Source organism: Streptomyces sp. NEAU-W12 (genome assembly GCF_026242095.1).
Taxonomy (GTDB): Bacteria; Actinomycetota; Actinomycetes; order Streptomycetales; family Streptomycetaceae; genus Streptomyces.
On record NZ_JAPJDM010000027.1, the window covers coordinates 100,187 to 114,579 of the forward strand.

The following is a 14,393-nucleotide window of genomic DNA, read 5'->3' on the forward strand; positions in this document are numbered from 1 at the left end:
GGAGTTCCCATTTCCGTGTGTCGGTTCTCGGAGGAAGAGTCCTGATGTTCAAGGTGCCGAAAAGCAAGAAGTTCCTCTATCTCGGGGTCGTCTCCGAACGAGCCGCCCAGAAGTACGGCGACACCCCGATCACGCTCGACCACGGCATGGATGCCTTCCCGGAGGTGGGCGGCAAGCTGACCGTCCGGGAGTTCGCCGGCCTCGTCGCCGACACCGCCAACCGGCTGTGGGCAGCGGGCGTGCGCCCCAGCGAGCACGTGGCCGTGTACAAGACGTCGAGTTTCGACATCACGGTGCTGGCCTGCGCTGTGGCCCGGATCGGCGCGGTGCCGGTGATGCTCTCCCCGCACCTGGACGGGGAGACGATCGGCAAGCTGCTGGAGCGGCTCGAGCGGCCCACCCTGCTCACCGACGAGGCGAAGCTGACCGGTTCGCTGGCCGGCCTGCCACTGCGCGAGCTGACCGAGCGGGTCCTCAGCGCGACGGGCCCCCACCCGGACGCCGTCCCGCTCGCGGACCTGGAAGGCGCCCCGGAGCGCAGGCCGGTGCTGCTCGACCCCGACCAGCCGGCCCTGATGACGCACACCTCCGGGACGACCGGCGTCCCCAAGCTGGTGGTGCACTCGCCCCGTTCGCTGGGCGCCCGCGGCAACTGGCAGGACAAGGTCGTCTCGTTCATCCGCAAGCGGGAGACCGTCGCCATGCACGTGTCGTACGTGCACTCGCGGATGTACCTGGGCCTGGCCGTGCTCCAGATGCGGGGCATGCCGATGGTCTTCATGAACGACGGCAGCCCGGCGCACGTCGCCGACATGCTGGTCCGCCACCGCCCGGGCGTCCTGGAGACCCACCCCAACTCCTTCCTGGAGTGGGAGGAGATGCTCGAGGACCCGCGCCGGCCGATCTCCAACGTCAAGTACTTCAACAGCACCTTCGACGCGATCCACCCGAGCACGATGCACAAGTTCCTGCACGCCACGGACCGCCGCAGCCCGGTGTTCCTCCAGGTGTACGGGCAGAGCGAGTGCGGTCCGCTGGCCGGCCGCACCTACCGGCGCCGCAACGCCCTGAAGGCCGACGGCCGCTGCCAGGGCTACTCCACGCCCGGCATGACCAAGTACCGGCTGGTGTCCCGGGGCGGCGCCAAGCCGTCGAAGGAGAACCCCGGCTACATCGACGTCGCCACGGCCGGCCGCGCGCTGACGTACTACGGCGAGCAGGAGCGCTTCGACAAGCAGGTCATCGGCGAGTGGTGGCGGGGCGGGGACGTCGGTTACCGCACCAAGTGGGGCTGTCTGCACCTGCTGGACCGGGAGGTCGACGTCATCCCGGGCATCGACTCCACCCTGGAGATCGAGGACGCGGTGCTGCACAAGCTGGACGAGCTGACCGAGCTGGTCATCGTGCCCGGCCCGGACAAGCGGCCCGTACCGGTGGTGTGCACGCGCGGCGACAAGCCGCTCGACCCGGAGCGCTGGAAGGCCGCCGTCGCCGGCGAGCCCGCTCTGGGCACGCCCGTCCAGCGCCGGCTGTCCGACCTGCCGCGTACGGCCACCGCGAAGATCCGGCGGCTCGAGCTGGCCCGGCAGCTGGCCGAGACCCCCACCTCCGGGGAGACGGCCGACGAGCCGCGGAGCACGCCCCCGGTACGGGCCGGGGCCGCCGCACGCTGAACGGCTTCGGCGGACGGACCGACCGGGACAGGGAGAAGGGAGAGAACGGGTGGCAGCTCATCAGACCCCCGAGCAGTCGGCACAGCGCAGAGGGCGGGGCCCGCTGCCCCCGGACCCCGGGTTCCTGGAGGTCTGGGCGCGGTCCGCTCCGATCCGCCTGGCCGGCTACGAGGAGGACCTCGCCGAACCGCACATCCTGCAGAGCGTCGACTGACCGGCCCTCCGACGGCCGTTCGGCTGCCGGGTCCGCCCCTTGCACGGCGGGCCCGGCAGTGGCGTGTCCCATCGAATTATTCGATGGGACTTGTAAACCGGCATGCAGGTTTGTTCTTCTGTGGGTGGAGGAACGAACCGCCGTGAAAGGGCTGACATGTCGAGTGACCGCATCCGCGTGGCCGTGATCCTGTCGAGTGTGCGCAAGGGCCGATTCGGGCCCACGATCGCGAACTGGTTCGTCGGCACCGCCGACGGACGCGACGACATCGAGGTCGACCTGGTCGACCTGGCGGACTTCCCGCTGCCCACCGCCCTGACCGACGAGCCGTCGCCCGAGGTCGCCGAACTGCTCGCGGCGTTCTCCGCCCGGCTGTCCGCGGCGGACGGCTTCGTCGTGGTGACGCCGGAGTACAACCACAGCTTCCCGGCCGCGCTGAAGGCCGCCGCGGACTGGACCCAGTACGAGTGGCACGCCAAGCCCGTCGGCTTCGTCGGCTACGGCGGCCTCGCCGGCGGTCTGCGCGCCGTCCAGCAGCTGCGGCACATCTTCAACGAGCTGCACGCCGTCCCGGTCCGCGACGCCATCAGCTTCCACGGCCCCTGGGCGCAGTTCGACGCCGAGGGCAACCTGACCGACCCCGCGGACGCGGAGGCGGCCGCCAAGGTCCTCTGGGACAAGCTGAGCTGGTGGGCGCTGGCCACCAAGGAGGCCAAGGCCCGCCGCCCGTACGACAACTGACCTGCGCGGGACAACCCCGCACCCCACCGGCCGCGCCCACCACCCCCGGGCGGCGGCCGGGCCACGACCTGCACCGGCCGACCCCGCGCCGCGCCCACCCGGCGCCGGCGGGGCGCCACCGCACCACCACCCAGGACCGCGGGCCCGCGACCACCCCCGACGCGGACCCGCGAGGAAGACCCCGCCGAGGCACACCGGTTTCCTCCATGTCCGGCTCGGCAGGGTCCGGGCCGTGTGGGCCGGCGCACCGAACGAGGGTGCGGGCGCCGGCCCACCAAAGCAGCGGGGCCCGGCACGACGGGGCGGTTCGTGCCGGGCCCCCGCCCGTCCCCCTCCCACCGGAGGCCGGGGGGCCGGGGAACCTCCCGCCGCCCCGGCCGGCAGCCCGCCGGCGGTCGCGGCCGGTCCACGACCGACCCTCCGCGCAGCACCTGAAGACGCGTACCCCTGGCGTCGGGCGAGAACGCCGGAGTCGTTGGGGGTTCGCCGTGTACTGTCCGCGTGCTGTGCAGTGGTTCTGCTACGACAGCGTCCGGGTGACCACGGATGCCGCTTCGGCGATCAGCTTGTTGTCGTAGTCGGCGTCTTCGGCGCCTCGGTTGGACATGATCGCCATGACGATGGGTGCGGCGTCGGGGGGCCACACGACGGCGATGTCGTTTCGGACAGCGTAGACACCGCCTCCGCCGGTCTTGTCCCCGACCTCCCATCCCTTGGGCACTCCGGCCCTGATCAGTTCGTCTCCGGTGGTGTTGGTCCGCAGCCACTGCGTGAGCTGTTCGCGTTCGTCCTTGCCCAGGGCGTCCCCGAGAACGAACGCCCGAAGGTCTGCCGCCCACGCGCGGGGCGTGGTGGTGTCCTGTGTGGCACCGGGAGACCACTGGTTCAGTTCCGGCTCGCGGCGTTCCACCTCGGTAGTGGTGTCACCTGTCTCCACGAGAGCGGCGGCCAGGCCCTGCGGCCCGCCCAGTGCGTCGAACAGGAGGTTGGCTGCGGTGTTGTCGCTGTGGCGGACGGCTGCGTCACACAGATCACGCAGGGTCATTCCGGTATCGACATGCTTCTCGGTGACCGGAGAGTGATCGATCAGATCGCTCCGGGAGTACTCGATCACCTTGTCCATGCCGCTCATCGAGTACTTGCGCAGGACGGCAGCGGCGGCGAACGCCTTGAAGGTGGAGGCGTAAGAGAACCGCTCATCGGCGTTGAAGGCCACCTCCCGCCCATCGCCCGTGTCGACCGCATGGACCCCGAGCCGCGCATCGTACTTGCGCTCCAGCTCCTTGAAATCGCCGACGGCCTGCTTCGCGGCGGGATCCGCCTGCGTTGTGGCGGCAGCCGGGACTGGTGACGCCCGGGTGCTGTCATTGCCGCATGCGGCAAGCGGAAGGGCGACGAGTACGGCAAGCCCTCCGAGAAGGGCACGCCGGGCACGAGCGGACTGCATGGTCAGACCTCCGGATGGGCCGTCAAAGGGTGCCGAGAAGAGACACCGCTCGGGTACCGGCTCATGTTCTTCCTCCGCGTTCCATACGGTCCAATACGCATCCAGCCGGTCCCATGCTGTTTCCGCATAGAGTGATCGGTATGGACCTGGTGGGAGCATGTCGGGCGTTCGTCAGCGTGATGGAGCGTGGCAGCTTCACCACAGGAGCGGCCGCGGCACGCATGTCACAGCCCGTGGCGAGCCGGCGCATCGCCGCCCTGGAGGAGCTCTTCGGCGAGCGCCTGTTCGAGCGGACATCGCGCCGGGCCACCCTCAGCTCCTTCGGCCGGGACATGCTCCCGGCGGCGAGGCGGCTCGTGCAGGCAGCCGACGCACTGCTGCACGAGGCGGAGACAGCCAAGCGCAGGCCATGGCGGCTCGCCGTCCCGGGCAACTGCTCCACAGGCTCTCTCGCCCGCCTGATCGCCGACGCTCAGGACCAGGCGGTGACCCTTGATCTCCATACCGGTACGCCGGAGCAGCGCATGGAGCTTCTTCGCTCGCAGCAGGTACGCGCGGCCCTGGTCACGGTGCCCGCGGACGAAGCCACGTGGTCCGTTCCTCTCGGCCTCGCGGGCACAGCGGCAGCCGGGGCCGGGCGCGTCTATCTGGCGACCCTCCGGGCCGGGCGGGCCTGCCCGGATCCGGTCCGCAAGGTGTGGGTCCAGCCCGAGGACGACGTGCCGCACATCCGCGATCCGCTCACCCGGCTGCGCGACGCACTGGGGCTCCGGCCGGTGCAGCTCGCCATCGCCGCCGACCTGACCAATGCCGTGGCCGAAGTGCTCCGCACGTCCGATCTGCTGCTGTGCTCCGCCGCGCAGGCCGACGAGCTCGGCCTCGACTGGAGGCCCATCGGTGAGATCGCACTCAGCCGTGGATACAGCCTCGCAGCCGCCGGGGACGTCAATTCGCACCATGTCCGAGAACGCCTGGGCAGCGCGATCAGCCGCTGCCTCGGCCCGGCCACCCGGACCACCACCCCCCACGCGGTGGCGCCAGTATGAGTACCGAAGCGCTGCTGCACGACATCCGCCAACAGCTCCTCGAAGGCGGCCTGCGCGGCTGCCTGCTGGTCCGCGACCTCTGCAGCGGAGCCGAACTGGGCATCGAGCCCGACGCCCAGCTGCCCTCCGCCTCCTTGGTCAAGATTCCGCTCGCCCTGGCAACGGCGGAGCGCATTCGACGCGGAGAGCTCGACGGAGCAACGGCGATCGACGTCCAGCCCGGACGCGTCACCACGCCGGGCCCCACCGGTCTGACCCGGTTCCGCCACCCTGCCCGGATCGCCATCGACGACCTGCTCTACCTCAGCACCAGCGTGAGCGACGGGACCGCCGCCGACGCACTCTTCGACCTCACCCCACCTGCCCAGGTGGGCCAGATCCTGCATGAACTGGGCCTGGACGGCATCACCGTCCGGCACGGCATGCGCGAACTCACCCGGACCCCGGTGGAACGCTTCACTCCCGACCAGGCGCACCTTGCCCACACCCTCGCCATCGAAGCGGGCACCAGCGGCCGCGGCCACCAGGTGCACCAGCTCGACACCACCCGCGCCAACACCGGCAGCGCACGCGCCTGGACCGCCCTGCTCCAAGCGCTGTGGACGCCATCGGCAATCCATCCCGAGGCCGCTGCACGGGTGCGGGACCTCATGGCCCACAACCTGCTCCGCCACAGGCTTGCTCCGGACTTCAGCTCAGACGCCAGCGGCTGGTCCTCCAAGACCGGCACCCTCCTCAACCTCCGCCATGAGGTGGGAGTCGTCGAGCACTCCGACGGACACGCCTTCGCCATCGCCGTGCTCACGGAATCGCTTGTTCCGGCCGGCACCCAGCCGGGCGCCGACATTCTCATGGCACGGGCCGCCCGCAGACTGCACGACCACCTCCGTCAACTCTGAACCCGAGCACCACCTCGGAGCCGACTCCCCCGCACGCTCCTTTGCGCGAGCACGATCGGCAGCGGGCCGCCGGACCCCCGCCGGTCCCGGACTCGTTCGCGGAACCCGCTCTCGCGCAAGGACGGGGCAGACCCCCTTCCGAGACGTGCACGGTGCGGAAATCCGGGCCCATGACGGCCCCTCAGCCCCCTTCCCCGACCGACCGGTCGGACGCCGGCGACATCGGACGGCACGCCTGTCCGAAGTGTGACGCGCAGCCCGGCTCACCCTGCCGCTCGCGCGGCGGCGCGGTCACCTCCGCCTGCCACACCCGCCGCTTCACCATGGTGCCCCTGCTCAAGAAGGCGTTGCGGGTGCCGCCCCCGGCCGACCGCGGTCCGGGCCGGCCGGGGTGGCGACGAGCGGGACCGTTGTCGGTACCGGGACGCTGGAGGAGCCGGTCAACGGGCCGGTGCCGGATGAGCAGTCGGTCGCGATGCTCGTGGACCGGGCCGCTCGGATACGTCTTCCTCGCCGGGCCCGACGCGGTGGACCCAAACGACCCGATGATCCTCACGAACCAGCCGGCAGTGGCGCCGCCCCGACGCCACCTGACCCACTCCCGGTCCCTACCGGACCCGGGTGTGCTCAGGTTCCTCCCGTCGCCCCGGTCAGCAGCTCGTCCGGGGACGCGGTCAGTTCGCGGCCGGTCAGGCCGCGCAGCACCGGGTAGGCGCGGGTGTCGCCGGCCAGGACGCCGCCGAGCACCGTGCGGCCGTCCGCGGCCAGGACCACCTTGGCGTAGGTGCCGGCCCGCCGGTCCTCCCGTACGTACGCGATCGCCCCCGGTGAGCGCGCGTGCGCGTCGCCGAAGCCGGCCACCTCGACGCCGAGGAGCTTGAGCTTGGCGGAGGCGTCCGCCCCGGCGAACGCCTCGGGCGGCCCGCCGGTCAGCTGCCGGGCCACGGTCTCGGCCATCCGGAAACCGGGTGCCACCAGCCCGTGGCAGCGGCCTTCCACGGCCGCGCACTCACCGATCGCCCAGATGTGCTCGTCCGCGGTCCGGCACCACTCGTCCACCAGGAAGCCGCCGCGTTCGCCGCGCTCGAGGCCCAGCGGGGCGGCGAGTTCGTCGCGCGGCCGCACCCCGGCGGCGAAGACGACGAGCGCGGCGTCCAGCACCGTGCCGTCGGCCAGTTCCACCCGGTCTGTCCGTCCGCCCGCGCCCGCGCCGACCGCGTGCAGCGCGCTGGAGCAGTGCACGCCCACCCCGAGCCGTTCGACCGCCCCGGCCAGCACCCGGCCGCCGCCCTCGTCGATCTGCTGGGCCATCAGCCACGGTGCCCTCTCCACCACATGGGGGCGCATGCCCAGCAGCCTGAGCCCGTTCGCGGCCTCCAGGCCGAGCAGCCCGCCCCCGACCACCACCGCCTCCCGGCCCGGTACGGCGGCCGCGCGGATCGCCGCGACGTCCTCCACCGTCCGGTACACGAAGCATCCCGGCAGATCATGTCCGGGCACGGGCGGCACGAACGGCCGCGAGCCGGTGGCCAGCACCAGCGCGTCATAGCCGATCTCGGTGCCGTCGTCGCAGGTCACCGACCTGGCCCGGCGGTCGGCGCCGGTCACCGTCGTGCCCGGGCGCAGCCGCAGGCGGCCGTCGTCGAGGACGCCGGGCCCGGCGAGGGCGAGGTCGTGGGGCGTGGCGCCGTCGAGCAGGGAGGACAGGGCCACGCGGTCGTAGGCGGCGCGCGGCTCCTCGCCGAGCACGACGACGCGCCACCGGCCCTCCCGGTCGTGCGTGAGCATCTCCTCGACCAGCCGGTGGCCCACCATGCCGTGGCCGGCCACGACCAGGGTGCGCGTCGTCACGGCATCGCTCCTTCCGCGGGGGTGTCGTCGCCGTCGCCGGCGAGGGTGGTGCACAGCCGCCGCACGGCCGTGGTGCAGCCGCCGCACCCCGTCGTCGCCCGGGTCTCCCGGGCCAGCGCCGCCTCGTCGTGCGCGCCGCGGTGCCAGGCGTCCTTCAGGGCCTTCCCGGTGACGTTGTTGCAGTGGCACACCACGGCCTCGTCCGGCAGCGTCCCGTCGCCCGCGTACTCGCCGTCGGCGCCGGTCAGCAGCGCGAGCAGGTCGGCGGGGACCGGCTCGTCGCGCAGGTACAGCCGGCTCACGGCGGCGACGGCGGACGGGGAGCCGATGACGGTCCCTTCGTGGACGCGTCCGCCGCGCAGCGCGAGGCGTGCGTGGCGGCCTCCGGCCCGGTCCAGCAGGGAGACCGTCCCGTCGGTGTCGTCCGGCCGGGCGGGGCCGGCCGGCGGGAGGACGACCATGTCCCTGCCCGGGGTGCGCGGCCGCAGCACGCGCCGGCCGGGCACGTACGGCCGCTCCCGCCCGGTGAGGGTCAGGGCGAGCGCCTCCGCCTGCTCCCACGCCTGGAGCACCGTCGTGCCGACCGCACCCGCGTGCTCGGCGCAGTCGCCGATCGCGTGGATGTGCGGGTCGCCGGTGCGCAGCAGGGTGTCGACGACCACTCCCGCGCGCACCTCGAGGCCGCTCGCGCGGGCCAGCGCGGTCTCCGCCACGGTGCCCGTGCACAGCAGCACGGTGCCCGCGGCCAGCACCTGGCCGTCGTCGAGGACCACCTTGCCCGGTGTGTACTCGGCGGCCCTGCGGCCCAGGTGCAGCGTGACGCCCCGGCCGGCGAGCCACTCGGCCGGCACCGCGGCGCCCGCCGCGTCCAAGTGACGCTCCATCAGCCGTTCGGCGGGATGGACGAGCGCCACCTCCTGCCCGGCCCTGCTGAGCGCCCAGGCCGTCTCGACACCGCGGATCCCGCCGCCGAGGACCACGGCGGGCCCCTCGGACAGCGGTCGGCAGTCGGCCGCGGTGCGCACCGCGCGCACCCCTTCGGCGAGCCGGCCGGGTCCGGTCTCCAGACCCGGCACCGGCGGCACCTTCGGCCGGGCCCCGGTGGCCAGCACCAGGACGTCGTAGGGCAGTTCGCGGCCGTCGTCCGTGCGCACCGTGCGGCGGGCCCGGTCGACGGCGGTGACCCGCACGCCGGTCAGCTGCCGTACGGCGGCGGGCAGCGCGGGCAGCGCCAGCCGGCCCGCGTCGAGTGTGCCGTCCAGGACCGAGCCGAGCAGGGTCCGGTGGTAGGCGGGCCGGGGCTCGGCGCCGACCACGGTCACCTCACGCGGGTGTCCGTACTGTGTCAGCCGGGCGGCCAGCCGGTGCGCGGCCGGGCCGCCGCCCACGATGACGACGCCGGTCACGGCCGCTCACCCGCCGGGGTGACGCGCACCGCGCTCACCTTGAACTCGGGCATGCGGCTGCGCGGGTCGAGCGCGTCGCCGGTGAACAGGTTGGCGCGGCCGGCGCCCGGGAAGTGGAACGGCACGAACACGGTGTCGGGGCGCACCGCGCGGGTCAGCCGCACGCGCGCCCGGGTGGAGCCGTGCACCGAGCCGACCTCGGCCGTCTGCCCGTCGGCCAGGCCGAAGCGGCGGGCGGTGTCCGGGTGCATCTCGACGACCGCCTCCGGCGCGGCCGCGACCAGCTCGGGCACCCGGCGGGTCTGCGCGCCCGACTGGTACTGGGCCAGCACCCGGCCGGTCGTCCCGTACAGCGGGAACGTCGTGTCCGGCTCCCGGGCGGACGGCCGGTGGTCCACCGGCGTGAACCGGGCGCGCCCGTCCGGGTGCGCGAACCGGTCCAGGAACAGCCGCGGCGTTCCCGGATGGCCGGCGCCGTCGCCGTCGCCGTCGCCGTCGCCGGCGTCGTCGGCGGCGGCGGCGGCCGGGCAGGGCCAGTACAGGGCCTCGCCCGCGTCCAGACGCGCGTAGCTGATGCCCGAGTAGTCCGCGCGGCCGCCGGCCGAGGCCCGGCGCAGCTCGTCGAAGACCTCCCGGGGCCGGACGGGGAAGCGGCCGGCGCCCTGGCCGAGCCGGACGGCGAGCGCGTGCAGCACCTCCAGGTCGGTGCGCACGCCCGGCGGCGGGGTCAGATGGGCGCGGCGGCGCAGCACCCTGCCCTCCAGGCTGGTCAGTGTGCCCTCCTCCTCGGCCCACTGCGCCACGGGCAGGACCACGTCGGCGAGCGCGGCCGTCTCGGAGGGCACGAAGTCGGCCACCACCAGCAGGTCGAGGGCTTCCAGCCGCTCGGTGACATGCGCGGCCCGGGGCGCCGAGACGACCGGGTTCGCCCCGAACACCATCAGCGCCCGCGGCCCCCCGGCTGTGCCGAGGGCGTCCAGCAACTCGTACGCGCTGCGGCCCGGACCGGGCAGCGTCCGCGCGTCCACACCCCACACGGCGGCCACGTGCGCGCGGTCGGCGGGGTCGGTGAGCGAGCGGTAGCCGGGCAGCTGGTCCGCCTTCTGGCCCATCTCGCGGCCGCCCTGCCCGTTGCCCTGACCGGTCAGGGTGCCGAAGCCGCTGCCGGCCCGGCCGGGCAGTCCGAGGGCGAGGGCCAGGTTGACGAACGCGGCGACCGTGTCGGAGCCCTTGCTGTGCTGTTCGGCGCCCCGGCCCGTCAGCACGTAGGCCCGGCGGGCGCCGCCGAGCATCCGCACCGCCGCGCGCAGGTCGTCCGCCGGTACGCCGGTGACCTCCTCCACGCGCTCCGGCCACCAGGCGGCGCAGTACTCCCAGGCGGCGTCGAAACCGGTGGTGCGCGTGTCCACGTACTCCTTGTCGACCAGCCCCTCGGTGACCGCCAGGTGCAGCAGGCCGAGGGCCAGGGCGAGGTCGGTGCCGGGGGCGGGCTGCAGGTGCAGCGCGGCCCGTTCGGCGGTGCGGGTGCGGCGCGGGTCGACGACGACGAGGTCCGCACCCTCCAGGTGGCGCACGAGCGGCGGCATCGTCTCCGCCGGGTTGGCCCCGGCCAGCAGGATCACGTCGGCCTCGCGCAGGTCGGTGACCGGGAACGGCAGCCCGCGGTCGAGCCCGAAGGCCGCCGTGGTCGCCGCGGCCGCCGACGACATGCAGAACCGGCCGTTGTAGTCGATCTGGCTGGTGCCCAGGGCGACGCGGGCGAACTTGCCGAGCGTGTACGCCTTCTCGTTGGTCAGCCCGCCGCCGCCGAACACCGCGACCGCGTCGGCGCCGTGCCGTGCGCGGATCTCCCGCAGCCGCCCGGCCACCAGGTCGAGCGCCTCGTCCCACCCGGCCGGCGCGAGCTCGCCGCCGGCCCCGCGCACCAGGGGGGTGAGCAGCCGGTCGGGGGTGGCGAGCACGGAGGGCGCCGTCCACCCCTTCTGGCACAGCCCGCCCCGGTTGACCGGGAAGTCGGCCGAGGGCCGCACCGCCACGCCGCCCCGCTCGCCCGACAGCACGGTGGAGCACTGCAGCGCGCAGTACGGGCAGTGGGTGGTGCTCTCCCGTTCCCTGACGCCCCTCTTCCGGACGTCCCTCCCCTCACCGGACATGGGAGGTCCGGCTCTGCTCCGCGGCGGGCAGGGGGTCGCTCGGGCGTTCGCCGCGCAGGTACACGGCCCGCAGCACCACGGCGCACAGCCCGTAGAAGGCGAGGAAGGCGCAGAACGCGGGCGCACCGCTGCCCGTGTCGCCGTACGCCGAGCGGAAGGCGAGGTTGATGGCGACCCCGCCGAGCGCGCCCGCCGCACCGGCGATGCCGATGACGGCCCCGGACAGGCGGCGGGAGGCCGCGAAGGCCGCCGTCGCGTCGTGACCGGAGGTGATGGCGACCTCCGCCTGCCGGGCGAAGACCGCCGGGATCATCTTGTACGTCGAGCCGTTGCCGACGCCGCTGACGACGAACAGCCAGGTGAACCCGGCCACGAACAGCGGGAACGAACCGTTCTCGCCGGCCCACAGCAGGACGCCGGTGCCGGCCGCCATCCCGGCGAACGCCCACATCGTCACGCGTGCCCCGCCGCACCGGTCGGCGATCCGGCCGCCGAGGGGGCGGGCCACCGAGCCGAGCAGCGGCCCGAGGAAGGTGAACGAGGCGGCCTGGAGCGGCGTGGACCCGAACTCGCTCTGCAGCACCAGCCCGAAGGCGAACCCGAAGCCGATGAAGGAGCCGAACGTGCCGATGTACAGCAGCGAGATCCACCAGGTGTGGGCGTTCGCCGCGGCCTCGCGCTGTGCGCCCGGCTCGGCGCGCACCACGGCCACGTTGTCCATGCGCAGCGCGGCCAGCACCGCGGTCAGCGCGATCAGCGGCAGGTAGAACGCGGCCACGTACGCCGGGTGGGTGTCCCCGGCGACGGAGATCACCAGCAGGCCGAGCAGCTGCACCGCGGCGACGCCCAGGTTGCCGCCGCCCGCGTTCAGGCCGAGCGCCCAGCCCTGCTTGCGCTGCGGGTAGAAGGCGGTGATGTTGGTCATCGAGGAGGCGAAGTTGCCGCCGCCCGCCCCGGCCGCCGCGCCGATCAGCAGGAACACCCACAGCGGGGTGCCCGGCCGCTGCACGAAGTACACCGTCGCCGCCGTCGGCACCAGCAGCACCAGCGAGGAGAACAGGGTCCAGTTGCGCCCGCCGAACCGGGTCACGGCACTGCTGTAGGGCAGCCTCAGCAGTGCGCCGACCAGGGTGGGCACCACCACCATCAGGAACTTCTCGTCGGGTGCGAAGTCCAGTCCGATCCTCGGCGACATGAACAGCACCAGGACCGACCACATGCTCCACACCGAGAAACCGACGTGCTCCGCGAGCACCGACAGCACCAGGTTGCGCCGGGCGACGCGCTTGCCGCCCCGCTCCCACGCCTCCTCGTCCTCGGGGTCCCAGTTCTCCATCCACCGCCCTCGGGGGGCTCGTGCGCTGGCCATCTTCTCCTCGGCTTTCTCCGGGTGGTGCCGCCGCGTCCCGGTGACACCGGGACGCGGCGGCGGGTGGGATGGGGATCAGTGCCTGAGCGCGCGGTCCACCAGGGCCGCGGCGGCGCCGGTGTAGCCGGCCGGGTCGCACAGTTCGTCGAGTTCGCCCCTGGCCTCGGACGGCAGGCCCGGCAGACCGGCGAGCACGTCGGCCAGCGGGCGGCCGGTGCTGCCCGTCACCCGTGCGGCCTCGGCCGTCAGCCGTCCGGCCGCGGCCTTGCCCAGCAGCGGGGTCAGGCGGGCGGCCAGCCGCTCCGAGACGATCTGGCTGCCGGTCATGGCGAGGTTGGCCCGCATCCGTTCGGGCCTGACCTCGAGCCCTTCGGCGAGCTCGACCGCCGTGTGGGCCGCGCCGCCGGCCAGCCGCAGGCATTCGCGCAGCAGCTGCCACTCCGCGTGCCAGGCGCCGGCGGACCGTTCGTCCTCCGAGACCAGGCACTGGGTGAGCGCGGCGGCCAGGGCCGGCACCTGCAGGGCCGCGCTGCGCAGCAGGGTGGCGAGCACCGGGTTGCGCTTGTGCGGCATGGCGGAGGAGCCGCCGCGGCCGTCCGGGCCGGGCTCGGCGACCTCGCCGACCTCGGTGCGGACCAGCGACTGCACATCGACGGCGATCTTGCCGAGCGCGCCGGCCGTGAAGGCCAGCGCGGACGCCAGATCGGCGACGGGGGTGCGCAGCGCGTGCCAGGGCAGCACGGGCCGGGCGAGGCCGGTCTCGGCCGCGTACGCGTCGGCCAGCCGGTCGGTGTAGTCGCCCGGTTCGGGCGGCCGGCCGTCGTCACCGACGGCCGCGTACTCCAGATAGCCGGCCAGCGTGCCGGCCGCCCCGCCGAGCGAGACGGGCAGCCCGCCCTCGTGGACGCGGGCCAGGCGCGCCTCCGCGTCCAGGACCAGCTGCCGCCAGCCCGCCGCCCTCAGCCCGAACGTCGTCGGGACGGCGTGCAGGGCGAGGGTGCGGCCGACCGCCGGCGTGTCCCGGTGCCGGGCGGCGAGCTCCGCCAGGGCCCGCGCGCTGCGCGCGAGGTCGGCCCGGACGATGCCGAGGACCCGGTGGGCGACCAGCATGGTGCCGGTGTCGAGGACGTCCTGGCTGGTGGAGCCCCGGTGCACGTACTCGGCGGCGTCGGCGTCCTGTTCGGCCACCGCCGCGGTGAACGCCTTCACCAGGCCGACCACCGGGTTGGCGGTCTCCCGGGCGGCGAGCGCCAGCTCCCGCAGGTCGAACCGGGCGGCGTCGGCGGCCCGCGTGATGGCCCCGGCGGCCTCCTTCGGCACGGTGCCGAGCGATGCCTGCGCCCGGGCCAGGGCGGCCTCGGCGTCCAGCATGGCCTGCAGCCAGGCCCGGTCGCCGGTGGCCGCCTCGACGGGGGTGCCGGCCCTGACGGGCGAGAGCAGCCCGGCGTCCGTGAGTCCGTCGGAGGCCGGGGTCACACGACCACCCCGACGAGATCGCTGCCGGCGCCCACCGGACGCACCCCGGCGGGCACGTGGGCCACCGGCGGCAGGGCCAGCACCGAGCGGGCGATCGCGTCGGAGTCGCCGAGCGTCA

11 protein-coding genes are annotated in these 14,393 nt (G+C 74.1%); 5 read left to right on the forward strand and 6 right to left on the reverse strand.

All coding sequences use genetic code 11. The features are described from left to right. The first annotated feature begins 44 nt into the window (after positions 1 to 44). The 3 genes from ORI94_RS28935 (at position 45) to ORI94_RS28945 (ending at position 2,628) form a co-directional block, all read left to right on the forward strand. Positions 45 to 1,673 (forward strand): class I adenylate-forming enzyme family protein, encoded by a 1,629-nt coding sequence (locus ORI94_RS28935; RefSeq protein ID WP_266081141.1) that lies wholly within the window; start codon positions 45 to 47, stop codon positions 1,671 to 1,673. A 49-nt stretch (positions 1,674 to 1,722) separates the two neighbouring features. Continuing rightward, the gene (locus ORI94_RS28940) at positions 1,723 to 1,887 is read left to right on the forward strand and encodes a hypothetical protein (protein WP_266081143.1); all 165 of its coding nucleotides are present in this window, start codon (positions 1,723 to 1,725) and stop codon (positions 1,885 to 1,887) included. Between the two features lie 156 nt (positions 1,888 to 2,043). Then, the gene (locus ORI94_RS28945; protein ID WP_266081145.1) at positions 2,044 to 2,628 is read left to right on the forward strand and encodes an NADPH-dependent FMN reductase; all 585 of its coding nucleotides are present in this window, start codon (positions 2,044 to 2,046) and stop codon (positions 2,626 to 2,628) included. A gap of 520 nt (positions 2,629 to 3,148) precedes the next feature. Here ORI94_RS28945 and bla read toward each other — a convergent pair. After that, complete coding sequence (gene bla / locus ORI94_RS28950; protein ID WP_266081147.1) at positions 3,149 to 4,075, reverse strand: class A beta-lactamase; 927 nt, start codon at positions 4,073 to 4,075, stop codon at positions 3,149 to 3,151. Positions 4,076 to 4,215: 140 nt separating this feature from the next. Here bla and ORI94_RS28955 point away from each other — a divergent pair, with 140 nt between their 5' ends. Both ORI94_RS28955 and ORI94_RS28960 read left to right on the forward strand, forming a co-directional pair. After that, positions 4,216 to 5,121: a LysR family transcriptional regulator gene (locus tag ORI94_RS28955; protein ID WP_266081149.1), complete on the forward strand. Its 906-nt coding sequence runs from the start codon at positions 4,216 to 4,218 to the stop codon at positions 5,119 to 5,121. Then, positions 5,118 to 6,020, forward strand: coding sequence for a serine hydrolase (locus ORI94_RS28960; protein WP_266081151.1), 903 nt, complete (start codon positions 5,118 to 5,120; stop codon positions 6,018 to 6,020). Before ORI94_RS28955 ends, ORI94_RS28960 begins: the two co-directional genes overlap by 4 nt. Positions 6,021 to 6,647: 627 nt before the next feature. Here the strand turns inward: ORI94_RS28960 and ORI94_RS28965 are convergent. The 5 genes from ORI94_RS28965 to pcaB form a co-directional block, all read right to left on the reverse strand. Then, positions 6,648 to 7,871: an FAD-dependent oxidoreductase gene (locus ORI94_RS28965; protein ID WP_266081153.1), complete on the reverse strand. Its 1,224-nt coding sequence runs from the start codon at positions 7,869 to 7,871 to the stop codon at positions 6,648 to 6,650. Further along, positions 7,868 to 9,277, reverse strand: coding sequence for an FAD-dependent oxidoreductase (locus tag ORI94_RS28970; protein WP_266081155.1), 1,410 nt, complete (start codon positions 9,275 to 9,277; stop codon positions 7,868 to 7,870). The genes ORI94_RS28965 and ORI94_RS28970 overlap by 4 nt, the downstream gene beginning before the upstream one ends. Next, complete coding sequence (locus ORI94_RS28975; protein WP_266081157.1) at positions 9,274 to 11,430, reverse strand: molybdopterin oxidoreductase family protein; 2,157 nt, start codon at positions 11,428 to 11,430, stop codon at positions 9,274 to 9,276. Before ORI94_RS28975 ends, ORI94_RS28970 begins: the two co-directional genes overlap by 4 nt. Next, positions 11,420 to 12,799, reverse strand: coding sequence for an MFS transporter (locus ORI94_RS28980; RefSeq protein ID WP_266081159.1), 1,380 nt, complete (start codon positions 12,797 to 12,799; stop codon positions 11,420 to 11,422). Before ORI94_RS28980 ends, ORI94_RS28975 begins: the two co-directional genes overlap by 11 nt. 75 nt (positions 12,800 to 12,874) lie before the next feature. Continuing rightward, positions 12,875 to 14,275, reverse strand: a complete 1,401-nt coding sequence (pcaB, locus tag ORI94_RS28985; protein WP_266080984.1) for a 3-carboxy-cis,cis-muconate cycloisomerase — start codon at positions 14,273 to 14,275, stop codon at positions 12,875 to 12,877. Between the last annotated feature and the right edge of the window lie 118 nt (positions 14,276 to 14,393).

Bases quoted from the DNA above. Each gene is read 5' to 3' on its own strand.
- bla (WP_266081147.1), bottom strand. From the start codon at position 4,075: ATGCAGTCCGCTCGTGCCCGGCGTGCCCTTCTCGGAGGGCTTGCCGTA.
- ORI94_RS28935 (WP_266081141.1), top strand. From the start codon at position 45: ATGTTCAAGGTGCCGAAAAGCAAGAAGTTCCTCTATCTCGGGGTCGTC.
- ORI94_RS28980 (WP_266081159.1), bottom strand. From the start codon at position 12,799: ATGGCCAGCGCACGAGCCCCCCGAGGGCGGTGGATGGAGAACTGGGAC.
- ORI94_RS28960 (WP_266081151.1), top strand. From the start codon at position 5,118: ATGAGTACCGAAGCGCTGCTGCACGACATCCGCCAACAGCTCCTCGAA.
- ORI94_RS28975 (WP_266081157.1), bottom strand. From the start codon at position 11,430: ATGTCCGGTGAGGGGAGGGACGTCCGGAAGAGGGGCGTCAGGGAACGG.
- ORI94_RS28955 (WP_266081149.1), top strand. From the start codon at position 4,216: ATGGACCTGGTGGGAGCATGTCGGGCGTTCGTCAGCGTGATGGAGCGT.
- ORI94_RS28945 (WP_266081145.1), top strand. From the start codon at position 2,044: ATGTCGAGTGACCGCATCCGCGTGGCCGTGATCCTGTCGAGTGTGCGC.